Raw genomic sequence first — 22,722 nt, forward strand, 5'->3', positions numbered from 1 at the left:
CCGCCCCACCTTGCGACTCGCGTTAGTTCGCAGATGACATCTTGTTTGGTCCAAGCCTCACATTCAGCTTGTTGATCTTGCCGGTGAACTTGAAGGGCACCTGGTAGTCCTGATCGTCCACTGGCGTGCCGGTGTCGAGACCGACGTTGAAGGTCTCATCCCACATCAGAGTGATGGGCAGACTGCGTGGCATGGGATGACTTTCCACGACGTTGCCGTCTACCTTCAGCGTGCCGGTGCCGCCCTTGCCCAGGCCGGGGCCATCATACTTCCAGTCGAACTCCAGCGTGTGCTTGCCCGGAGCAAGTGCCTCTTTGCCCTGCCACTTGACGCGCTCGAGGGCGACCAGATTCCAGGTGAACACCGGCCGGCCCTTTAGCAGATAGAAGCCATAGCCGGCGAATCGGCCGCCGTCGGTGACCAGCATCCCCTCGGCGCCGCCTTGGGGAATATCGACCTCGGCCGTGATCGTGTACGACCGGTTCAGCAGGCTCGGTGCGGAGCCCGTTTCCGGGAAGGGCACGTTGCTCAGCTCGCCGGTGTAGGTAAAGAGCGTCCGGTCTGCAGAGTAACTTGGTTTGTGCGAGATGAACCTGGTCAGGCGGGTGTCGTCGAGCGGGAAGACTTGGTACTTTGTGGCCTCCATTGCAAACAGCTGCTGCATGTCGCGCAGCTTGTCGGGCATCTTGGCCGCGAGGTCGTTGGCCTGCGTCCAGTCTTCATTGATGTTGTACAACTCCCAACGGTACGCGTTCATGACGTCCGAGGGCGGCTCGGCCAAACTGAGGTCCCATGGCGGGCTCAATGGAGGAGTCGCGGCGACCCAGCCGTCCTGATAGATGGCGCGCTTGCCGAACATCTCGAAATACTGCGTCGTCCGTTGGCCCGGCGCGTTGGCGTCCCCCCACGTATAGGCCATGCTAACGCCTTCGATTGGCTTCTGCGCGATGCCGTTCACCATCGCCGGCTGCGGAAGACCGGCTGCTTCGAGGATCGTCGGGACGACGTCGATCACATGGTGGAACTGGTGGCGAATGCCGCCCGCGTCCTTGATCCGCGCCGGCCAAGCCATCGCCATGCCGTTCCGGGTGCCGCCAAAATAGGATGCGATCTGCTTTGTCCATTTGTACGGCGTGTCCCAGGCCCACGCCCATCCCACCGCGTAGTGTGGGTAGGTCTGGTCGGAGCCCCAGGCATCGTAGAACTTCGTGTTCAGTTCGACGGTCGGGTGTACGGCGTTGGCGACAGCGAACTCGTTGAACAGCCCGTGCAGCGTGCCCTCCGGGCTCGCGCCGTTATCACCGCTGATGTAGATGACGAGCGTGTTGTCGAGCTTGCCGGTATCTGCGATGGCCTGGATCACGCGACCGATTTCGTGGTCGGTGTAGGCGAGATACGCCGCATAGACGTCGGCCTGGCGGATGTAGAGCCTCTTCGCCTCTGGGGAAAGCGTATCCCACTTCGGGATGCTGTCTGGCCAGGACGTGAGCTCAGCGTTCTGCGGAATCACGCCGAGCTTCTTCTGGTTGGCGAAGGTTTGCTCGCGCAGATCGTTCCAGCCCTTGTCGAACAGATGCATGTCGCTGATCTTCTTGGTCCACTCGGGCGTTGGATGATGCGGCGAATGCGTGCCGCCCGGCGCGTAGTAGATCATGAAGGGTCGGCCGGGCTGAACCTCATTCAGCATCTTGATGCGCCCGATCGCCTCGTCGGCCATTGCCGTGATCAGATTCCAACCGGGATTGCCGAGGAAGGGCTGGATTGGAGTGGTATTGCGGAACAGATTGTTCGGCTGCCACTGGCTCGCGTCGTCGCCGGCGAAGCCGTAATAGTAGTCAAAACCCTTGATGGGCCCGGTCGGCCAGTTGTGGAAGGGGCCCGCTTGCGTCCCCTCCCACTGCGGCACATTGTGGTCCTTCCCGTACCAGGATGTATCGTAGCCGTTTTGCCGAAGGATCTCGCCGATGGCGACGGCGTCGCGTGGGATGACGCTGTTGTAGCCGGGATAGCCGGTGGCCTGATCGACGACAACGCCGGTGGCCACCGAGTGATGGTTGCGGCCGGTAAGGAGAGCGGCTCGCGTTGGAGAGCAGAGCGCCGTGGTGTGGAAGCGCGTGTAGCGCAGACCTGTTTGAGCGATCCGATCCAGGGCCGGTGTCGGGATGACGCCGCCGAAGGTGCTCGGCGCGCTGAATCCGACGTCGTCGGTCATGATCAAAAGCACGTTGGGCGCGCCCTTCGGCGGCGTCACGAGCGCGGGCCAATACGGCTTCGACTGCACCGCATTGGGACTGATCTCGCCCTTGAACGGCTGTGGGGGATTCGGCAGGTATCTGCCGTCGATGGTAGTCGTCGCTCCCGGCGAACCCGCGACGCCGGTGGTTTGCTGAGCGTACGCGTTAAGTGCTGTCAATGGTAACAGCAAGAGAGAACCGACTAGAATGCGTGAGGTAACTCGGTGATGCAGGTTCGAGACACTCGTCATTGGCTCCTCCCGAAGACCAAATTGGTCTGAATTGGCTGGAAACCGGATCCCCTCTTCTAGAAAGCGGTACGTCGCCCCATCTGCAACGCGAGGCTGTTTCGGTCTTAGTCTGACTCAAGGGCCGTTCGCGGACGTGCAGTGCTTCGACCGGCTCGTCCGTCGTTATGTTTGCTGCTCAAATGCCTGAGCGTTGACGATAAAGGCAGTGAGATCAGCGATTTTGCGAATATCCATTGCAAATACACTCCCCACGCACAACCGCTCCACCTCAGATCGCATCCGATCGTCGAGCGTTGATCCAAATCAATGCAAATGACGCGCGAGAATCGGCGTCACCATCACAATGAGCAGGATGATACCATTCATTGCACTTGTGGCAGTATTGCTGTCTTGCCGGTAGTGACGCCCGGTAGATGGCGAAAAGCATCGTCCCTCAACAGTGTTCTTATGGTTGCCCGAAAAGCGGCGAGCCTACGTGACTTAAGCGCAACAGGCCGAGCGCAATTTGAGGAGATCGCTACCTTGGAGCGACACATAGAATCACGGTTTGATACACTGTTATTTATTGGCGGGAGGACAACAGATGATGCAGGGCATACCCGAACCCAGGTCTCGTTGCCTTATTCGGGCAACGATCGGGGTAGCTGTGGCAATGGCCGGCTTCGTGTCCGAAGCCGCATATGCTGATGAAGACGGTGTTTCGTACTGGCTTCCGGGGCGCTTCAGCAGCCTCGCGGCAGTGCCTGCGGTCCCTGGCTGGTCAATGGCCGAGGTCTATTATCACACGAGCGTCTCGGCCTTCGGTAGCGCCGCGGCGGCAAGAGAAATTCGCGTTGGCCGAATCCCCGCCAACGTCAATGTCGATTTGAATTTGCGCTTGAACGCGCAGGGAGACCTTCTCCTGCTCAACCCAACCTACACATTTGCAACGCCGGTACTCGGCGGACAATTAGCAATCGGCGTCACCGGCTTGTTTGGCCGATCCGCCGCAACGCTCGACGGAACACTAACGACGGCGGTCGGGCCGTTTGCGACAACCCGCACGGGCACGCTTTCTGATTCAGTCACCTCCATTGGAGACCTATATCCGCAGATGACACTGAAGTGGAACGCGGGCGTCCACAACTTCATGACCTATCTGACCGGCGACATTCCGGTCGGCGCCTACGATCCGTTGCGTCTTGCAAACCTTGGCATCGGCCACGGCGCGATCGACGGCGGCGGCGGCTACACGTACTTCAATGAGAAGTTGGGGCACGAATTTTCAGCGGTCGCTGGGCTCACTTACAATTTCAAGAACCCGGATACGCAATACCAAAGCGGCATCGATTTCCACATCGATTGGGGGGCTTCGCAGTTCCTCTCGAAGCAACTCTTCGTCGGGGCGGTTGGCTACTATTACCAACAGATCACGGACGATTTTGGTCAGCATCCGATCCTGGGTGGTTTCCGGTCGCGCGTCGTGGGAGTGGGCCCTCAGATCGGATACCTGTTTCCGGTTGGAGACTGGCAGGGATATTTGAACCTAAAGGGATACGGCGAATTTGCCGCTGAAAACCGTCCAGCAGGTTGGAATACCTGGCTGACTTTCTCGCTTTCGCCCATGGCGCCGACGAGCACAGTCGCGCCGACGCGGCGGATTGTGACGAAATAAGAGCCGGCCGACATGGCTTAGCGTGCCGCCGGCGACCGTCCGCCAACGCACGTCGGTGATGAATGGCTGCATAGCTGTCGTCGGATGCAGACGAGACCTGTTCGATCGACAAGCCGAACGATGCGCTCCGCCCACCCAGCCTAGTCAGTTTTGGGCAATCACTGTCCGCGATCAGCTGCTGGAGAGGAGAGGAAGTTCTGACGAATAAACGCGCTACGACAGGCTTGCCGCCAACTACCTTGCCTTCGTTCAACTTGCGTCAATCAGGTTATGGCTGCGTCTTGATGAGTCCGCGGGCTAACTAATGCGTGCCAAGGCTATTCCAGACGAGGCCAAGGCCTGACAGGAACAACAGGCCGAGCACGACATCGCCGAAATGCTTGTCGCTCAGGGCGTGATAAACCCGGGCGCCGGCCCATGCGCCGACCAGCGTGCCCGGAAACGCGACCAGCGCGAGCCAGACCACTTTCAGTTCGACCAGGCCTGATACCGTCTGCAGCACAAGCGCGGTGGCGAGCACCGTGAAGTTGAAGAGCTGGAAGATGCCGCGCCGCTCATGCTTGTTCCAGCCGCGGACGTTCGCCCACAGGATCGGCAGCGGCCCCGAGAGTCCGGCGAGGCCGCCGAGAATGCCGCCGGCGAAGCCGATCGATCCGTCGGCGATCCTGCCGCCGAACTTGAAGGCGAGGGGCCTCTTGTTGAGGTACAGCGCGCTCGAAAAGATCAGGAGCAGCACACCGACGCTCAGCTTGAACACCTTCGGATCGGCCGTGGCGACCATCATGGTTCCCAGCGGGACTCCGATCAGGCCCCCGATCAGGAACGGCCAGACCAGCGAAAGGTCGAAGCTTTTCCACATCGAGGGCAGCGTCGAGGTCTGTGCGATCACCGAGCAGATCAGCACCAGCGGTACCGCGAGCGAGGGCGGCAGGACGTAGAGCCAGATGCCGAGCGCCATCAGCGCCGTGCCGAACCCGGCCAGTCCCGAGACGAAGCCGCCGGCCAGCGCGCCGAACAGCAGCAGGACGTAGGTGAGCGTTTCCAACAGATTAGCCTTGTCGAGAGGGGCGATCCCGGATTGCTGATCGCCATCGCTCGCATAACATGCTTGCCGCCGTTCCGGTCAATCCATGCTGCACGCAAGCGTGATCTGCGGTGTCGGGCTTTCCCGGAAGACACGCCTACATGATGGCCGTACTTCAATCCCGGGGGCCGCCCGACGCGATCATGCGCCCGGATCGGTCAGTCCTGAATGCGATGATGGAGAATGACCATGAGCCGCACCAAGATTGCCGTTGCAGCTGCGCTGCTGGCGGTCGCGTTGACGCCGACAATGGCCCAGGCACAGTTTTCCGAGCCAGCGGCCTATCAGGCCGCTCATCCGGATCGCGATGTGCTCAATGGCGGCCAGCTCACGCCTGCGGGGCGTGCGGCTCTCGGTCAGCGGGGAATGCCTGATGATGCGTATGCGTCGCAGGCCTATCCGTCACCTGTGGCACCCCCCGTGCGCTCCGGCCATCGCCGTCATCGCCGATGATCTAGACGATCTGCCTGGTGTCGGAAGGCTTCTGCAGCGCGCCGACCAGGATGCGTAGCGCCTCTGCCAATTCCGATCTGTTCCGCGCCGCCCCCAGTGAGACACGTGCCGCATGCGGCGGCGCCCCGTCGACCGTGAAGGCATCGCCGGCGACGACCGCAAGTCCGTTCCGCAGAAGATGTGCCGCGATATCGGGCCGGCCTTCCGGCAGCCGCAACCACAGATGGTGGGCGGCGGGCCTGGCCAGGAATTGAAAACCCTTCAGCGTGCGCTGCGCGAGCTGCTGGCGGCCGACCGCCTCGCTGCGGATGGCGGCGATGATGCGATCGGCAATGCCGCTTTCGATCCAATGCGTCACCAGCGCGACCATCAATGGCGCCGGCATCTGCACGGTCGCCTGCAAATACGTGCGCATGTCCCGTTGCGCGCTACTGTCGGGCGTCACCAGGTAGGCGACGCGCAGCGCGGGCGCGATGCATTTTGACAGTGTGGTCGCGAGATAAGTCCGCTCCGGAATGAGGCTCGCGATCGGCGATGCCGAGCGGTCGAGCAGGCCGTAGGCGTCGTCCTCGATCAGGGTCGTGTCGGCATCGCGAATGATCTTTGCGACGGCATTGCGCCGCTCGGCGGACAGCGTCGCGGTGGTCGGATTGTGCAGCGTCGGAATGAGATAGACGGCCCGTGGCCGGTGCGCGCGGCACGCCTTCGCCATCGCATCGGGCAGGATGCCGCCGTCATCCATGGCGACGCCGACGAGCTTGACGCCGAGCCGTGCCGCGGCGGCCTTGATGCCGGGAAAGGTGAGGGCTTCCGTCAGAACGATGTCGCCGGGCCGCGCGAGATGGGCGAGCAGGTTGAACAGGATGGTTTGCGCGCCGGGGAAGATCAGGAGCCTGTCGGCCTGCGCATGCGGAACGCGTGCGCGCATCCAGCGCGCCGCGACCTCGCGCTCATGCGTGCTGCCGCCGGGCGGCTGATAGTTGAGATACGCCGTGAGGCCCGATTGCGCGCGGATGGCTTCCATGCCGGCGATGATGCGCTCGTCGAGCTGCGCCTCCAGCGGATGCGGCGGCACGTTCATCGAGAGATCGATCGCGACGGGATGCGGCAGGTCGACCGCGCGGCGCGCGCTGGTCTCCGACACGAACGAGCCCTGTCCGACGCGGGCTTCCATGATGCCGCGGCGCCTCGCCTCGGTATAGGCGCGCGTCACCGTGGTCAGGTCGATGCCGAGGGCTTTTGCGAGCGCGCGCTGCGTCGGCAATTGCTGGCCGCGCACCAGCCTGCCCGCAGCAATGTCGGCCTCCATCGCATCGACGATGCGCTGATAGCGCGGGCCGCTCAGCTCCGAGATTGTAGGGGTCCAATCCATGCAATCTAGCCCCATATCCTTTGAATGTATGGATACGAGATATTATTGTATGGATCTCCGAAAGGGAAGAGGTGTGGTCATGTCGGTCTCTCTGGCGCCGGTCTCTCTGGCTAAGGCGATGTGGCGCGGTTTCAGCGGCAAGTGTCCGAATTGCGGGGAAGGGCACATGTTCGGCCGTTTCCTGAAAGTGGCTGACGCTTGCGACCATTGCGGCGAGGAGCTGTTCCACCAGCGCGCGGACGACTTTCCCGCCTATCTCGTGATGGTCGTGGTCGGCCATCTCGTGGTGCCGGCGATTCTCGCGGTCGAGACCGCCTATGCGCCGCCGGAATGGTTGCAACTCGCGGTGTGGCTGCCGGTGACGCTGTTCGCCTCGCTCGCGCTGCTGCAACCGACCAAGGGCGCCATCGTCGGGCTGCAATGGCAGCTGGGCATGCACGGATTCGAGGCGAGCAAGCTGCGGCGCGAGGCCGCCGGGCTTGCACCGGTGCTGGTGAAGGCGGATACGCGCGCGGCCTGAGCGGCGTTTACATCGCGCGGCCGGCCAGTACACTCCGTCGTACCAACAAGAACGATGGAAACGCCGATGGCCGCACGCGCGAAGACCTTCCTGCTCTGTCATGGCGCCTGGTCCGGCGGATGGGCCTGGAAGAAGATGCATCCGCTGATGGCGCAGGCCGGCCATCGCCTGGTGGCGCCGACCTACACCGGGCTCGGCGAGCGCGCGCATCTCGCAAGCCCCACGATCGATCTGGAGACGCACATCCAGGACATCCTCAACGTCATCGCCTTCGAGGATCTCAGCGACATCGTGCTGCTTGGCCATAGCTATGGCGGCATGGTCGCGACCGGCGTCGCCGATCGCGCGCGCGAGCGCGTGACGCAGCTGATCTATCTCGACGCCTTCGTGCCGCGCGATGGCCAGTCGCTGTTCGACCTCAATGAGGGCGGTCGCGAGCCGATGCGAAGGGCGGCAAGCTCGGGCGACGGCTATCGCATCCCGCCGAATCCGCCGCCGCCGGACACGCCCCAAGCCGATCTCGACTGGCTCAATGCACGCCGGGTCCCAATGCCGATCAAGTGCTTCGAGACCAGGCTGAGGCTCGAGCACGGCGAGCCGGCGATGCCGCGCAGCTACATCTATTGCACGCGCATCCCGCCGGGCGACGTGTTCGGGCAGTTCGCCAAGCGGACGAAGAGCGAGGACGGCTGGCGCTATGTCGAGCTCGACGCCAGTCACGCGCCGAATGTGACGGCGCCGGAGGCGCTGATGGCGGTGTTGAACGAGATCGTTGCCTAGTTCTCGCCGTCATTGCGGGGCGTGCGCAGCACGAGCCCGGAATCCATTTTTCCTCCGTCTCCGCCGCTCGATGGATTCCGGCTTCTCGCTTCGCGAGCCCCGGAATGACACCGGTTGAATGGCAGGGCGCTCGGCCAAAATGGTGAGGGGTCCGATGCGTTGGCACCGAACCCCTCGTCGCTTACCGAGCAAGACGCGCTTTCTTCACGCGAACCGGAAACCCACTTCGCTCGAAAACGCTTTAGAGTATCAGCCGGCCTGTAAGCCGGGTTCTGTAGGGCACCGTCCGCTTGCGCGAACGATACGTGACGACCATTCCTCTGGGACCGTGTTTGCACATGGCCTCGAGCAACCTACCCGGACGGCGGGCCTGACATCGCCCCGCGGCGTTATCGCTCAAAGCGAACAGCCCGCTTAAGCCGTCCCTATTCGGTTTTGCTCCCGGTGGGGTTTGCCATGCCGGCTCCGTTGCCGGAACCGCGGTGCGCTCTTACCGCACCTTTTCACCCTTACTTCCTCCGAGGAGGAAGCGGTTCGTTCTCTGTGGCACTTTCCCTGGGGTCACCCCCGCCGGACGTTATCCGGCACCGCATGTCAAGGGAGCCCGGACTTTCCTCCCCGGCGGCCTTTCGGCACGTGCCGGAGCGGCCGTCCGGCCGACTGACGGATTACGCATGGGGCATTTGTGACGGTTTCGTCAAGCCGATATCGCGACGCGCGCCTCGCCGGCGAATAATCTATCCTGAAGATGTCGTTTGGTGCGTGTTCCGTTCGACTGAATGTCGGCAACACAGCCGGGCAACAGGAGTGAAGCAATGCAATATCTGCTGATGATCTACCAGAACGAGGTCGAGTACGCGAAGAACGACGCGGCGACCAGCCAGAAGATGCTGGCCGAATACCAGGCCTTCACGCAATCCATCATCCAGGGCGGCAATTTCAAGGCCGGCGACCGCCTGCAGCCGACCACGACTGCAACGACCGTGCGTGTGCGCGAGGGCAAGACGCTGACGACCGATGGTCCGTTCGCGGAAACGCGCGAGCAGCTCGGCGGTTACTATCTCGTCGAGGCCAAGGATCTCAATGCCGCGATCGAGATCGCGGCGCGGATTCCCAGCGCGCGCATCGGCTCGATCGAGGTACGGCCGATCTGGGTGTATGAGAAGTGACAACTCTCACCTTCGTCATTCCGGGATGCGCTGCAAGGCGCAGGCCCGGAATCCATATCCCCGAATCGCGGTTATGGATTCCGGGCTCGCGGCTTTGCCGCGCCCCGGAATGACGAGAGGGGAGTGATCGCGTTCAATGGCCCCTGGCGAGATCGACAAAATCTTCCGCGACGAGACGGGGCGGGCGCTGGCCACGCTGATCCGTCTCGTCGGCGATTTCGATCTCGCCGAGGACGCGCTCCAGGATGCCTTTGCCGTCGCGCTGGAACGCTGGGCGGGGTCTGAGGTCCCCGGCAATCCGCGCGCCTGGCTGGTCAATGTCGCCAAGCACAAGGCGATCGACCGCATCCGCCGCCAGGCCGTCTTCCGCGGCAAGCAGCAGGCGCTGGTGCATGAGCTCGAGCTGAACGCGCTGGGCTCCGACGAGCCGCCGGCAACGCTCGACGACGACATGCTGCGGCTGATCTTTACCTGCTGCCATCCCGCGTTCGCGCCCGAGGTCCAGGTCGCGCTGACGCTCCGCACCGTCTGCGGGCTCTCGACAGCGCAGGTCGCGCGCGCGTTCCTCGTGGGCGAGGAGGCAATGGCACAGCGGCTGGTCCGCGCCAAGCAGAAGATCAGGCTTGCCGGCATCCCCTATGAAGTGCCCGAGCGCGACGCGCTGGCGCCGCGGCTCGATGGTGTGCTCGCCGTGATCTATCTGGTCTTCACCGAAGGCTATGTCGCGACCGAGGGCGCGGACTTGATGCGGCCCGATCTTGCGGCCGAGGCCATTCGGCTCGGCCGCTTGCTCGATCGGCTGATGCCCGATCGCGCCGGCATCAAGGGGCTGCTGGCCCTGATGCTGCTGCACGACGCCCGCCGCGCCGGACGTGAGACGCCGGCCGGCGACATCGTGCTGCTCGAAGAGCAGGACCGCTCGCTGTGGGACCGCGCGCAGATCGATGAGGGCCTGCGTCTGGTCGACGATGCGCTGCGCGTGCCCGGCCGGCCGCAGCCCTATGCCGTGCAGGCCGCGATCGCCGCGCTGCATGCGAGAGCGCCGAGCTTCGAGGAAACCGACTGGCCGCAGATTGCGGGACTCTACGAGGTTTTGCTGCGCATCAACCCGTCGCCGGTGATCGAGCTGAACCACGCCGCCGCGGTGTCGATGGTCGACGGGCCGGCACGAGCGCTCGATCTCGTCGATGCGATCACCGCGCGCGGCGGGCTTCGCGGCTATGAGCTGTTGCCGGCAGTGCGCGCGGATCTGTTGCGGAGGCTCGGCAGGACGGAGCAGGCGCGCGAGGCCTATCATGCGGCGATGGAGGCGACGCAGCTCGAGCCGTTGCGGAGGCTCTATGCGCGAAGGATGAGGGAGATGGAGTAGTCGCCACACATTCCGTCATTGCGAGCGTAGCGAAGCAATCCAGAGTCTTTCCGCAGAGACATTCTGGATTGCTTCGTCGCAAGAGCTCCTCGCAATGACGGCGGATGTGGCCTACGCCGTCACTTCGACGCCGCCGTCGTCCCTTCCGCCGGCAGGCTCGCCAGCAGTGCCTGCAATGTCGACAGCGTCGAATGATCGGCGACGCCATCGAGCCGCGCCGGACGGAAATGGCGCTGGAAGGCGGTGACGACTTCCAGCGTCGCGGCGTCGTATTTGCCGGTCAGCGGCACGCCGTAGCCGTACCTTGCGAGCGCCTGCTGCATGCTCAGCACGGCGTCGCTGATGGTGCCGAGCATCAGAGTCTCGCCGCGCACGATCGGAGCGGGCGTGACCCAGTGGCCGACGCCGGAATTGGCCAGCGAATGCCATGGAAATTTTTCGCCGGGATCCTTCTTGCGCGCGGGCGCGACGTCGGAATGGCCGAGCACCCGGTGCGACGGCACCTTGCGCCGGAGCATGATGCCGCGACACAGCGCGATCACGGCGGCGATCTGGCGCAACGGAAACTCGGGATAGCCCCAGTCGTGGCCGCGATTGATGATCTCGATGCCGATCGAGCAGGAGTTGATGTCGTCCTCGCCGGCCCAGGACGAGACACCTGCGTGCCAGGCGCGCTTGGCCTCGGGCACGCATTGCACGATGCGGCCGTCCTCCAGCACGACATAATGCGCCGAGACTTCACTGCCGGCCGTGCACAGCCGTGCCAGCGCGCCCTCGACATCGGGCATGCCGGTGTAGTGCAGCACGATCATGTCCGGCTGCCGTCCCTTGTTGCGCTCACCATGATTGGGCGAGGGGATGATATCCGAGACGATCGACGAGTCGGGCTCGAACGTCCGCAGGCTCGCCACGGTCTTGGGAACCGGGAGAACGCGTTGGCGCTTCGAATCAGATCCAGACGGTGTGGACGAACCGGAGGGCATGAGCAGCTCGAACGAACGGAGAGTAGGGCAAGCCCTTCTCTTTACTATTCCTTTACCGTCCACGGCGCGCAATCGCGCGGCGCGGTTAACGGATGCATTTCGGCGGTGTGTGTGGATGAGGCATCACCCCGCTCGTCACCTTTACGACTTGTATCGAGTCGAGCAACGCTTTCTTAACGCTAAGGGCCGTTACTGGGGGATGAAGTGCCGACCCGCGTCCGGAGGCGGCCAAAGCGTATTTTGGTTCGAAATCCCATGGCTGCCCGACAAATTCCACTGGGAACACTGGGTTTGTGGCCTGGGACGACCGGGCCCGGTAACCATGCTGGACGAGGGCTTTGTCGTGGAACCGCCGCGACGCGTAATGATTCGAGGCGTTATGGGCTTGTTCGTCCCCGATCTTGCTTGGATGTCAGGCCGGTCGGTCGGCAGGCGTTTCGCATGAGCTCGGTTCCGCACATCCCCGTCCTTGGCCGGGAGGCCGTCGCGCATCTCGCTCCGCGCGAGGGCGGCGTCTATGTCGACGCCACTTTTGGCGCCGGCGGCTATAGCCGCGCGATCCTGGAGGTGCCGGGAACCCGACTCATCGCCATTGATCGCGACCGCACGGCGATTGCCGGCGGCGCCGGGCTGGTCGAACGTTCCGCAGGCCGGCTGATGCTGGTCGAGGGCCGCTTCTCCGATCTTGCCGAGATCTGCGCGGCGCAAGGCGTCGAGGCGATCGACGGTGTCGTGATGGACGTCGGCGTGTCCTCGATGCAGCTCGACCAGGCCGGCCGCGGCTTCTCTTTCCGCCTCGACGGTCCGCTCGACATGCGGATGGGGCAGACGGGCCCGACCGCGGCCGACGTGATCGCGCGTGCGTCGGAAGGCGATCTCGCCGACATCATCTATCTCCTCGGCGAGGAGCGGCATTCGCGCCGCATCGCACGCGCCATTGTCGCGGACCGCCAGGAGACCCCGTTCACCACCACGCGCGCGCTTGCCGATCTCGTCGGAAGGGTGGTCCGCTCAAAGCCGGGGGACATTCATCCGGCAACACGGACGTTCCAGGCGCTGCGCATCTTCGTCAACGAGGAACTCGACGAGCTCCAGGCCGCGCTCGCTGCGGCCGAGCGCATGCTCAAGCCCGGCGGCCGCCTCGTCGTGGTCTCGTTCCATTCGCTGGAAGACCGCATCGTCAAGAATTTTCTCACTGAGCGCTCCAGGACCGGCGGCGGTTCGCGGCATCTGCCGGAAGTGGCGCAAGTGACGCCGAGCTTCCGGGTTCTGACGCGGCGGCCCGTCGTCGCCGGTGAAGACGACGTTGCGCATAATCCGCGCGCACGCTCCGCAAAGCTGCGCGCCGCCGAGCGCACCGCGGCGCCGGCGCACGAGACCGACGAGGCATCGCCCTGGCCGAAACTCTCCGACGTGATGAGGGGCGGTTAGCGCATGCGCATCATCCACCTCCTCGTCATCGGCGCGCTGATCTTCGCGGCGGCCCATGTCTACCGGATCAAGATGGACTCCACGGCGCGCACCGAGAAGGTGCTGCGGCTGCGTGCAGAGATCCGCGAGGAGCGCGACGCGATCGCGGCGCTGCGGGCCGAGTGGGCCAAGCTCGATGCCCCGCTGCGGCTGCAAGGCCTGTCCGACCGGCATCTGCACCTCAAGCCGGTCAATGGCACGCAATATGACTCGCTGAAGAATCTGCCGGAGCGCCCGCCGCGGCTGTTCAGGCCGGGCGATCCCGATCCGATCGGGGCCATGCTGAACGCCATCGAAGCCGCGAGCGATCCCGATACCGTGACGGGCTCCGTGCCTCAGCCCGAGGACAAGCAATGAGCGCGGCAACGCCTGCAAAACCGACCGAGAAGCCGGCTGAACCGTGGCGGCAGCGGCTGATCCGCAGCCTGCTCTACGGGCGCAATGTCGATCGCGCCGTGAAGGCGCGAGCGCGCGTGGGGCTTGCGATACTCGCCTTCGCTTCGGTCTATGCCCTGATCGGCGGGCGGCTCGTGATGTTCGCGATCGGCGCGGACGCCCACGGGGCGCGCCGCGCCGCGGCGCAGGAGGTGGTTGCGACCGCGCGGCCCGACATCGTCGACCGCAACGGCGCGATCCTTGCGACCGACGTCAAGGCCGCGAGCCTGTTCAGCGAGCCGCGCCGCATCATCGACAAGGATGAGGCGATCGAGCTCCTGACGGCGACCATTCCCGACCTCGACGAGGCCGAGGTGCGCGAGCGCCTGAAGTCGCGCAAAGGCTTCGCCTGGCTCAAGCGCGAGGTCACGCCGGCGCAGCAGCAGGCCATCCACAAGCTCGGCCTTCCCGGCATCGGCTTCCTGCGCGAGAACAAGCGCGTCTACCCGACGGGCAACGAGGTCGCCCACATCATCGGTCTCGTCAACATCGACAACCAGGGCATCGCCGGCCTGGAGAAGTGGCTCGACAACCAGGGGCTCGCCGATCTCCACCGCGCCGGCTTTGCAACCGACCGGCTGCAGAAGCCGATCGAGCTCTCGGTCGATCTGCGCGTCGAGCATGCGCTGCGTGACGAACTCCTCAAGGCCAAGGACAAGTTCCACGCCAAGGCCGCTTCCGGCATCGTCTCCAACGTCAAGACCGGCGAGATCGTGGCGATGGTCTCGCTACCGGATTTCGATCCCAACAATCCGAAGGAAGCGCACGACCCCGATCGCATCAACCGCCTGACCACCGGCGTCTACGAGATGGGGTCGACCTTCAAGGCGTTCACGCTGGCGATGGGGCTCGATTCCGGCAAGATCAACCTGAATTCGATGTGGGACGCACGCGGCAACCTGCACTACGGCAAGTTCACCATCCACGACAGTCATCCGCTCGGGCGTTTCATCAACACCAAGGAAGTGTTCACCTACTCGTCCAACATCGGCGCCGCGCGCATTGCGCTCAATCAGGGCGTCGAGGCGCACAAGGCGTTCCTCGCCAAGATGGGTCAGATGACGCGGCTGCGCACCGAGCTGCCGGAGAGCGCGGCGCCGCTGATCCCGCGGCGCTGGAGCGAGTTGAACACGGTCACCGCCGCGTTCGGCCAGGGCCTGTCGGTGGCACCGCTGCAAGCCGTGATGGGCATCAACGCGCTGGTGAATGGCGGCTATCTGATTCCGCCGACATTCATGAAGCGCAGCGAATCCGAAGCGATGGCGATGGCCAAGCGCGTCATCAAGACGGAGACCAGCGACAAGATGCGGTTCCTGATGCGGCTCAATGCCGAAGTCGGCTCGGCGAGAAAGGCGGACGTCAAGGGCTATTACGTCGGCGGCAAGACCGGCACGTCCGAGAAGGTCATCAACGGGCGCTACGCCAAGAAGCGCGTGCTCAACTCCTTCACCGCCATCCTGCCCTGCGACGATCCCAAATATCACGTCCTGATCATGCTGGACGAGCCGCAGGCGCTGCCCGAAACGCATGGTTTCATCACCTCGGGCTGGAACGCGGTGCCGACCGGCGGCAAGGTGATCGAGCGGATCGCGCCGCTCCTGGGCGTCGAGCCGCGGTTCGACCTGCCGCCGTCCGACCGCCTTATTCTTGCAGCATCCAGGACAACCCAGTAATCAATCGGGTGCGCCATCGCCGGTGCTGAGTCGGGGTTTTGAAAGGGATTCGGCTTTCCGGCAGGCATGTCGACTGGAAGACCATGAAGCTGTGCGACCTCTTGGGTCAGGATGTTCTGGGCAATGATGCCGCGATCGAGCCTGCTGTTGCGGCGCTCGACGTGAGCGGCATTGCGCTCGACAGCCGCGTGGTCAAGCCGGGCGATCTCTTCGTCGCAATCGCGGGCAGCAAGACCGACGGCGCGCGCTTCATCGATGCGGCAATTGCCGCGGGCGCGATCGCAGTCGTTGGCGACCATGCGCCTGCGGCGACCAAGGTGCCGTTTGTCTCTGTGGCCAATCCGCGCCGCACACTGGCGCTGGCCGCGGCAAGGTTCTTTCCCGCGCAGCCCGCCACGATCGCCGCCGTGACCGGAACCAGCGGCAAGACCTCGGTTGCCGCCTTCACACGTCAGATCTGGGAGCGGCTGGGGCATGCCTCCGCCAGCATCGGCACCATCGGTCTCGTCTCGCCCAAGCGCACCGTCTATGGCTCGCTGACGACGCCCGATCCGATCGCGCTGCACCGGCAGATCGACGAGATCGCGCGCGAGGGCGTCACCCATCTCGCCTTCGAGGCCTCCTCGCACGGGCTCGACCAGTATCGCCTCGACGGCGTGCGCGTCTCCGCCGGCGGCTTCACCAACCTCTCGCGCGACCACATGGATTATCATCCGAGCGTTGCACATTATCTCGCGGCGAAGCTCCGCCTGTTCCGCGAGCTGGTGCCGCCGGGTGGCGCCGCGGTGATTTCGGCCGATCATGATTGCTCGGCCGAAGCGATCGAGGCCGCCAGGGTGCGCGGCCTGCGCGTCATGGCGGTCGGCCGCAACGGCGACGGAGCAGGCGAGGGCATCCGCCTGACGGAGGCCGTGGTCGAAGGTTTCGCGCAAAAGCTCACGCTCGAACATCGCGGCAAACGCTTCGCCATCCGGCTGCCGCTGGTCGGCGAATTCCAGATCGAGAACGCGCTGGTGTCGGCCGGTCTTGCCATCGGCACCGGCAGCGACGCTGCAAACGTGTTCGCAAGCCTCGAACATCTCGAGGGCGCCAAGGGCCGGCTCGAGCGCGTCGGCGAGCGCAACGGCGCGCCGATCTTCGTCGATTACGCGCACAAGCCCGATGCGCTCGCGAAGGCGCTGCAGGCGCTGCGGCCTTATGCAAAGCGCAGGCTGGTCGTCGTGTTCGGCGCCGGCGGCGACCGCGATGCCGGCAAGCGTCCAATCATGGGCGAGATCGCGGCCGAGAACGCCGACGGCATCATCGTCACCGACGACAATCCGCGCAGCGAGAAGCCGGAAGCCATCCGCGCCGCGATCCTCGCCACCGCGAAGGGCGCCCGCGAGATCGGCGACCGCGCCGCCGCGATCCGCGCTGCGATCGAGGAACTGGAAAACGGCGATGCGCTGCTCATCGCCGGCAAGGGCCATGAGACCGGGCAGATCGTCGGCGGAGAAGTTCTGCCCTTCAGTGATCACGAGGCGGTTGCCGCCGCACTAGAGTCGAGGGTTGCATGAGCGCGCCAATATGGACGGTTGCCGAGGTCGCGCGTGCGCTGGGTGTCACCGGATCGTTCCCGGACACGGGAATCGACTTCGTCACGCAGGACAGCCGGCTGGTGAAGCCGGGCAGCCTGTTCGTCGCGCTCAGCGGCACGCCGAGCGGCGGCTTCGTCTCGGCCTTCGCCAGCGCGCGCGACGGCTGGGAGTTCGCGGACAAGGCGGAAGCTTCGGGCGCAGTCGCGATGATCGTGCCGCACGAGATCACCGGCATCCGCATTCCGCAGATCGTCGTCAGGGACACGCTGATCGACGGTCTCTGGGGCCTTGCACGTGCCGCGCGCGCGCGCTTTGCCGGACCGGTGATCGGGCTCACCGGAAGCGCGGGCAAGACCAGCACCAAGGAATTTCTCGCCGCCTATCCGAACGCCTATGCGAGCCCCTCGAGCTTCAACAATTTCTGGGGCGTGCCGCTGACGCTGTGCAATGCCAGGCGGGATGCCAGCCTCTGGGTCGTCGAGATGGGCATGAACCAGCAAGGCGAGATCGCGCGGCTCAGCGAATTGACGCGCCCGACGGTCGCGCTCGTCGTCAACGTGCAGCCCGTGCATCTGGAAAAGCTCGGCTCGCTGGAAGCCATCCGGCGCGAGAAGGTGTCGATCGCGCTCGGCCTGCCCGAGAATGGTGTGCTGGTGCTGCCCGCCGGGATCAAGGCGCCCGAGTGGAAGGGCAAGGTCGTGCGCTTCGGCGGCGAGCATGCCGAGGTGCACGAGGTCGCGCACGCGCCGCACGGCGAGAGCTGGCAGGTCGTGGCCGCGATCGGCAAGAAGGAGATCGCCTTCAGCCTGACGCCGGGCGCGCCGCACCGGGTCCATAATGCGCTGGCCGCGCTCGCCGCCGTTCATGCTGCGCATCTCGACGTCGCGACGCTGGCGATCAAGCTCGACCGGGTCGGCATCATGAGCGGCCGCGGCGTCGAGCAGGCGGTCGGCGATATCACCGTGATCGACGACAGCTTCAACGGCAATCCGGCCAGCGTGGCGGCTGCGCTGCAAAGCCTGCAGGCGCGCCATGTGAGCGAAGGCCGCCGCATCGCGGTTCTCGGCGACATGCTCGAACTGGGCGAGGACGCACCGAACTATCACACCGGACTCGCCAAATATCTCGAAGGCATCGACGGCGTCTACTGCGTCGGTCCTCTGATGCGCCACCTCTACGACGTGCTGCCATCAGGCAAGGGCCTCGGCTGGCACGATGATCCCGCCACGCTGAAGCCGGGCGAGGTTGCGAGTCTGCTGAAGGCAGGGGATGTCGTGGTTGTCAAGGGCAGCAAAAAGATGTTCTGGGTCAACAAGTTCGTGCCGGGCCTGATGACCGCCTTGCAGGCGAAGGCGTAAACTGCTTGGAAGGCGCTGTTCCCGAATCCCACCCTTTGTGGCGCGAAGCCGTCCGTTTTCCCAGAGGTCGCGCGAGCCATGACGAAGACCAGCGAATGCCCGTGAGGCACATCGAGGCCAGGATAACGGCCACGAACAAGGCCAAGGCTGCGTGTGCAAAGGCGCCATAGGACCGTCTGAATGTTTTACTGGCTGATCGAGCTCTCCAACACATTTCCGGGCTTCGGTGCCATTCGCACCTTCCTGAACGTCTTCCGCTACATCACCTTCCGCACCGGCGGGGCGGTCGTGACCGGCGCGCTGTTCGTGTTCCTGTTCGGGCCCTGGATCATCGACCATCTGCGCATCCGCCAGGGCAAGGGCCAGCCGATCCGCTCCGACGGCCCGCAATCGCATCTCGCCAAGAAGGGCACGCCCACCATGGGCGGGCTGATGATCCTGTCCGGCCTCACCGTCGGCACGGTGCTGTGGGCCAATCCGCTCAACCCCTATGTCTGGATCGTGCTGGCGGTGACGCTCGGCTTCGGCTTCGTCGGCTTCTATGACGATTACCTCAAGGTGACCAAGCAGACCACGACCGGGTTCGGCAGCAAGCTTCGCCTGCTGATCGAGGCGGTGATCGCGCTGGTTGCCTGCTACGCGCTGGTGCGGCTGAACCGCGATCCCGCCTCGACCGCGCTGACGATCCCGTTCCTCAAGGACACCGTGCTGCATTTCGGCTGGTTCTTCGTCATCTTCGGCGCCTTCGTCATCGTCGGCTCCGGCAACGCAGTGAATCTCACCGACGGTCTCGACGGCCTCGCCATCGTGCCGGTGATGATCGCGACCGCGAGCTTTGCGATGATCGCTTATCTCGCCGGCAACGCCGTGTTCGCCGAATATCTCCAGATCAAATATGTCGCCGGCACCGGCGAGCTCGCTGTGCTCTGCGGCGCGCTGCTGGGCGCCGGCCTCGGCTTCCTCTGGTTCAACGCGCCGCCGGCCTCGATCTTCATGGGTGACACCGGCTCGCTCGCGCTCGGCGGCATGCTCGGCGCCATCGCGGTCGCGGTGAAGCACGAGATCGTGCTCGCCGTGATCGGCGGCCTGTTCGTGCTGGAGGCGGTCTCCGTCATTGTGCAGGTGGTGTCGTTCAAACTCACGGGCAAGCGCATCTTCCGCATGGCGCCGATCCATCACCATTTCGAGCAGCTCGGCTGGACCGAGCCGCAGATCGTGATCCGCTTCTGGATCATCTCGGTGATGCTGGCGCTCGCCGGCCTGTCGACGCTGAAGCTGCGGTGATGAGGATGGCTGCCCAGCACCGTCATTCCGGGGCTCGCGAAGCGAGAACCCGGAATCTCGAGATTCCGGGTTCGCCTCCGGGCGCCCCGGAATGACAGAGGTGTGGTCATGATCCCCGTCACCTCTTTCGCCGGCAAGACGGTCGCGGTGTTCGGCCTCGGCGGCTCGGGGCTCGCCTCCTGCCACGCGCTGAAGGCCGGCGGCGCCGAGGTGATCGCCGCCGACGACAATGCCGAGAACGTCGCCAAGGCGATTCAGGCCGGCTTCATCACCGCCGATTTGCGCAACGTCTCGTGGGGGAATTTCGCCGCGCTCGTGCTCGCGCCCGGCGTGCCGCTCACTCATCCGGTGCCGCACTGGAGCGTGCTGAAGGCGCGCGAGGCCGGGGTCGAGGTGATTGGCGATATCGAGCTGTTCTGCCGCGAGCGGCGCCGGCACGCGCCGGACGCGCCGTTCGTCGCCATCACCGGCACCAATGGCAAGTCGACCACGACGGCGCTGATTGCGCACCTCACGAAAGTCGCCGGCTATGACACGCAGATGGGCGGCAATATCGGCACCGCGATCCTGTCGCTGGAGCCGCCGCGCATGGGCCGCGTCCACGTCATCGAGATGTCGTCCTACCAGATCGACCTCACGCCCTCGCTCGATCCCTCCGTCGGCATCCTGCTCAATGTCAGCGAGGATCATATCGACCGGCATGGTACGATCGCGCACTACGCCGCGGTGAAGGAGCGCCTCGTTGCGGGCGTGCAAGGAGGCGGCACCGCGATCGTCGGCGTTGACGACGGCTTTTGCCGCGACATCGCCGACCGGCTCGACCGCTCGGGCAAGAATGTGGTGCGCATCTCGGTCAAGAATCCGCTCGCGTCGGGCATTTACGTCGAGCACGGCACCATCGTGCGCGCCGCGGGTGGCGCCCGCAGCCAGGTCGCCGCGCTCGGCGGCATCGGCTCGCTGCGCGGCCTCCACAACGCGCAGAACGCGGCCTGCGCCGCCGCCGCTGCGCTCGCCATGGGCATCAGCCTCGACGTGCTTCAGAATGGCCTGCGCAGCTTTCCCGGCCTCGCCCATCGCATGGAGCAGGTCGGCCGCTGCGGCAACGTGCTGTTCGTCAATGATTCCAAGGGCACCAACGCCGACGCGACCGCGCATGCGCTGTCGTCGTTTGCCGACATTTTCTGGATCGCAGGCGGCAAGCCCAAGGCCGGCGGCATCACGGGCCTCACCGGCTTCTTCCCGCGCGTCCGCAAAGCCTATCTGATTGGCGAGGCCGCGCAGGAATTTTCGGGAACGCTGGGCAGCGAGGTGCTGCACGAGATCAGCCAGACGCTCGATGTCGCCGTCGAGCATGCCGCGCGCGATGCGGAAGCCTCAGGCCTCACCGATGCCGTCGTGCTGCTGTCGCCCGCCTGCGCCTCCTTCGACCAGTACCGCAACTTCGAGATCCGCGGCACCAGGTTCCGCGAGCTGGTGCAGGCGCTGCCCGGTGTGAAGCCGGTGGTGTAGGGCGCGCCGCTACTCCTTGCTCCGCCGTCATCGCCCGCGAAGGCGGGCGATCCAGTATTCCAGAGACGTTTGTGATTGACCGAGAAGCCGCGGCGTACTGGATGCCCCGGTCAAGCCGGGGCATGACAGTGTGTCTTGTGGCGAGGCCAAGATCATCTCCAAACATCCGCACTTCCTTAACCCTCCGGTAACCAACCTCGGCGACCAATGGACCGACCTCCGTCCGAAAGCGGCCGCCCATGCTCTCCCGTGAAGAACGCACCCCCTTTTCCGAGTGGTGGTGGACCGTCGACAAGCCGCTGATGGGCGCCATCCTGGCCTTGATGCTGACGGGCGTGATCCTGTCGCTGGCGGCGAGCCCGCCGGTTGCGACCCGCATCGGGCTCGATCCCTTCCATTTCTTCAGCCGCCACGTGCTGTTCCTGGTGCCGTCCTGCATCGTGCTCGTCGGCGTGTCCTTCCTGTCGCCGCGCGCCATCCGCCGCAGCGCGCTCATCATCTTCGCGATCAGCATCATCCTGATCGTGCTCACGCTCGCGATCGGCCCCGAGGTGAAGGGCTCGCGGCGCTGGATCACGCTGCTCGGCGTCAACATCCAGGCCTCCGAAATCGCCAAGCCGTCGTTCGTCGTCATCGCCGCCTGGCTGTTCGCGGAATCGACCAAGCGGCCGGAGATGCCGGCGACCTCGATGGCTGTGGTGCTGCTCCTGATGCTGGTCGCGCTGCTGGTGATGGAGCCCGATTTCGGCCAGACCATGCTGGTCCTGATGGTGTGGGGCTCGCTGTTCTTCATCGCAGGGATGCGCATGATCTGGGTGTTCGGCCTCGCGGGTCTGGGGGCGGCCGGCCTGTTCAGCGCCTATCTGTTCGTTCCGCATGTCGCAGGCCGCATCAGGCGCTTCATGAATCCGGCCTCCGGCGACACTTTCCAGGTCGATACCGCCATGGAAGCCTTCTACAACGGCGGCTGGTTCGGCCTCGGGCCGGGCGAGGGCATCGCCAAGCGCAGCCTGCCGGACAGCCACACCGACTTCGTGTTCGCAGTCGCCGCCGAGGAGTTCGGCATCATCCTGTGCCTTGCGATGCTGGCGCTGTTCGCCTTCGTCGTCATCCGCACGCTGTCGCGGGCCTATGCCAACGAGGACATGTTCTCGCGCTTTGCGGCCTCGGGACTTGCGATCCTGTTCGGCGTGCAGGCCGCGATCAACATGTCGGTGAACCTGCAGCTCATTCCGGCCAAGGGCATGACGCTGCCGTTCATCTCCTATGGCGGCTCCTCGATCGTGTCGCTGGCCTATGGCGTCGGCATGATGCTGGCGCTGACGCGGCTGCGCCCGCGTACCGAGGTCGAAGCCAGCGGCCACGCCGAGGCGATGCGCAGCTACGCATAACCGCCCTCGTGTCCCGGACAAGCGAAGCGCAGATCCGGGACCCAGACTGCCGCAGCGTGGGCCCCGGTTCAGCAGCGCACCACGTCGCCGAGAGCGACGCGCTGCGCTGCGCCCGGGGCACGAGCGCCGCGCAGCCAGCTCGCAATGACGGGAAAC

General features: G+C 64.8%; 18 protein-coding genes, 1 other RNA gene and 1 pseudogene. 15 read left to right on the forward strand and 5 right to left on the reverse strand.

Annotation, left to right across the window (positions count from 1 at the left end; translation table 11 throughout):
• Nucleotides 1-22: 22 nt before the first annotated feature.
• A complete protein-coding gene (locus IVB23_RS31020; RefSeq protein ID WP_247801124.1) occupies nt 23-2,485 on the reverse strand; it encodes an arylsulfatase in 2,463 nt (820 codons plus the stop codon).
• A gap of 652 nt (nt 2,486-3,137) precedes the next feature.
• Between IVB23_RS31020 and IVB23_RS31025 the strand changes: the two genes are divergently transcribed.
• Nucleotides 3,138-4,139 (forward strand): transporter, encoded by a 1,002-nt coding sequence (locus IVB23_RS31025; RefSeq protein ID WP_197968222.1) that lies wholly within the window; start codon nt 3,138-3,140, stop codon nt 4,137-4,139.
• A gap of 208 nt (nt 4,140-4,347) precedes the next feature.
• Nucleotides 4,348-4,440, forward strand: a pseudogene (locus IVB23_RS31030) (IS5/IS1182 family transposase); the annotation flags it as partial.
• Here the strand turns inward: IVB23_RS31030 and IVB23_RS31035 are convergent.
• The gene (locus IVB23_RS31035) at nt 4,441-5,184 is read right to left on the reverse strand and encodes a sulfite exporter TauE/SafE family protein (protein ID WP_247801125.1); all 744 of its coding nucleotides are present in this window, start codon (nt 5,182-5,184) and stop codon (nt 4,441-4,443) included.
• A gap of 228 nt (nt 5,185-5,412) precedes the next feature.
• On the opposite strand from IVB23_RS31035, the gene IVB23_RS31040 reads away from it, so the two are divergent.
• Nucleotides 5,413-5,676, forward strand: coding sequence for a hypothetical protein (locus tag IVB23_RS31040; RefSeq protein WP_247801126.1), 264 nt, complete (start codon nt 5,413-5,415; stop codon nt 5,674-5,676).
• A gap of 1 nt (nt 5,677) precedes the next feature.
• On the opposite strand, the gene IVB23_RS31045 is transcribed toward IVB23_RS31040, so the two are convergent.
• Nucleotides 5,678-7,048 (reverse strand): PLP-dependent aminotransferase family protein, encoded by a 1,371-nt coding sequence (locus IVB23_RS31045; RefSeq protein ID WP_247801127.1) that lies wholly within the window; start codon nt 7,046-7,048, stop codon nt 5,678-5,680.
• A gap of 49 nt (nt 7,049-7,097) precedes the next feature.
• Here IVB23_RS31045 and IVB23_RS31050 point away from each other — a divergent pair, with 49 nt between their 5' ends.
• Nucleotides 7,098-7,568 carry a DUF983 domain-containing protein gene (locus IVB23_RS31050; protein ID WP_247801128.1) on the forward strand — a complete coding sequence of 157 codons (471 nt, stop codon included), beginning with the start codon at nt 7,098-7,100 and terminating at the stop codon, nt 7,566-7,568.
• 66 nt (nt 7,569-7,634) lie between these two features.
• Complete coding sequence (locus IVB23_RS31055; RefSeq protein WP_247801129.1) at nt 7,635-8,348, forward strand: alpha/beta hydrolase; 714 nt, start codon at nt 7,635-7,637, stop codon at nt 8,346-8,348.
• A gap of 245 nt (nt 8,349-8,593) precedes the next feature.
• Here the strand turns inward: IVB23_RS31055 and rnpB are convergent.
• An RNA gene (gene rnpB / locus IVB23_RS31060) (RNase P RNA component class A) lies at nt 8,594-9,012 on the reverse strand.
• 151 nt (nt 9,013-9,163) lie between these two features.
• On the opposite strand from rnpB, the gene IVB23_RS31065 reads away from it, so the two are divergent.
• Nucleotides 9,164-9,517, forward strand: a complete 354-nt coding sequence (locus IVB23_RS31065) for a YciI family protein (RefSeq protein ID WP_131869719.1) — start codon at nt 9,164-9,166, stop codon at nt 9,515-9,517.
• 136 nt (nt 9,518-9,653) lie between these two features.
• Nucleotides 9,654-10,886 (forward strand): RNA polymerase sigma factor, encoded by a 1,233-nt coding sequence (locus IVB23_RS31070; RefSeq protein ID WP_247801130.1) that lies wholly within the window; start codon nt 9,654-9,656, stop codon nt 10,884-10,886.
• A 119-nt stretch (nt 10,887-11,005) separates the two neighbouring features.
• Here the strand turns inward: IVB23_RS31070 and IVB23_RS31075 are convergent, their stop codons facing one another.
• Nucleotides 11,006-11,869 (reverse strand): N-acetylmuramoyl-L-alanine amidase, encoded by an 864-nt coding sequence (locus tag IVB23_RS31075; protein ID WP_247801131.1) that lies wholly within the window; start codon nt 11,867-11,869, stop codon nt 11,006-11,008.
• 441 nt (nt 11,870-12,310) lie between these two features.
• On the opposite strand from IVB23_RS31075, the gene rsmH reads away from it, so the two are divergent.
• From rsmH to ftsW, 8 genes are all read left to right on the forward strand, one after another.
• On the forward strand, nt 12,311-13,300 hold the full coding sequence (gene rsmH / locus IVB23_RS31080; protein WP_247801132.1) for a 16S rRNA (cytosine(1402)-N(4))-methyltransferase RsmH: 990 nt from the start codon (nt 12,311-12,313) through the stop codon (nt 13,298-13,300).
• Nucleotides 13,301-13,303: 3 nt separating this feature from the next.
• The gene (locus IVB23_RS31085) at nt 13,304-13,696 is read left to right on the forward strand and encodes a hypothetical protein (RefSeq protein ID WP_061877563.1); all 393 of its coding nucleotides are present in this window, start codon (nt 13,304-13,306) and stop codon (nt 13,694-13,696) included.
• On the forward strand, nt 13,693-15,447 hold the full coding sequence (locus IVB23_RS31090) for a penicillin-binding protein 2 (protein ID WP_247801133.1): 1,755 nt from the start codon (nt 13,693-13,695) through the stop codon (nt 15,445-15,447). The genes IVB23_RS31085 and IVB23_RS31090 overlap by 4 nt, the downstream gene beginning before the upstream one ends.
• Nucleotides 15,448-15,530: 83 nt before the next feature.
• The gene (locus tag IVB23_RS31095) at nt 15,531-17,003 is read left to right on the forward strand and encodes a UDP-N-acetylmuramoyl-L-alanyl-D-glutamate--2,6-diaminopimelate ligase (protein ID WP_247804993.1); all 1,473 of its coding nucleotides are present in this window, start codon (nt 15,531-15,533) and stop codon (nt 17,001-17,003) included.
• Entirely contained in the window at nt 17,000-18,382 is a 1,383-nt protein-coding gene (murF, locus tag IVB23_RS31100) for a UDP-N-acetylmuramoyl-tripeptide--D-alanyl-D-alanine ligase (RefSeq protein ID WP_247801134.1), read from the forward strand. The genes IVB23_RS31095 and murF overlap by 4 nt, the downstream gene beginning before the upstream one ends.
• Before the next feature lie 180 nt (nt 18,383-18,562).
• Entirely contained in the window at nt 18,563-19,666 is a 1,104-nt protein-coding gene (gene mraY / locus IVB23_RS31105; protein ID WP_061877567.1) for a phospho-N-acetylmuramoyl-pentapeptide-transferase, read from the forward strand.
• 108 nt (nt 19,667-19,774) lie between these two features.
• Nucleotides 19,775-21,175 (forward strand): UDP-N-acetylmuramoyl-L-alanine--D-glutamate ligase, encoded by a 1,401-nt coding sequence (gene murD, locus IVB23_RS31110; RefSeq protein ID WP_247801135.1) that lies wholly within the window; start codon nt 19,775-19,777, stop codon nt 21,173-21,175.
• Nucleotides 21,176-21,414: 239 nt separating this feature from the next.
• Nucleotides 21,415-22,566 carry a putative lipid II flippase FtsW gene (ftsW, locus tag IVB23_RS31115; RefSeq protein WP_247801136.1) on the forward strand — a complete coding sequence of 384 codons (1,152 nt, stop codon included), beginning with the start codon at nt 21,415-21,417 and terminating at the stop codon, nt 22,564-22,566.
• Nucleotides 22,567-22,722 lie beyond the last annotated feature (156 nt).

It is taken from the genome of Bradyrhizobium sp. 191, from assembly GCF_023100985.1.
GTDB classification, from domain to species: domain Bacteria; phylum Pseudomonadota; class Alphaproteobacteria; order Rhizobiales; family Xanthobacteraceae; genus Bradyrhizobium; species Bradyrhizobium diversitatis.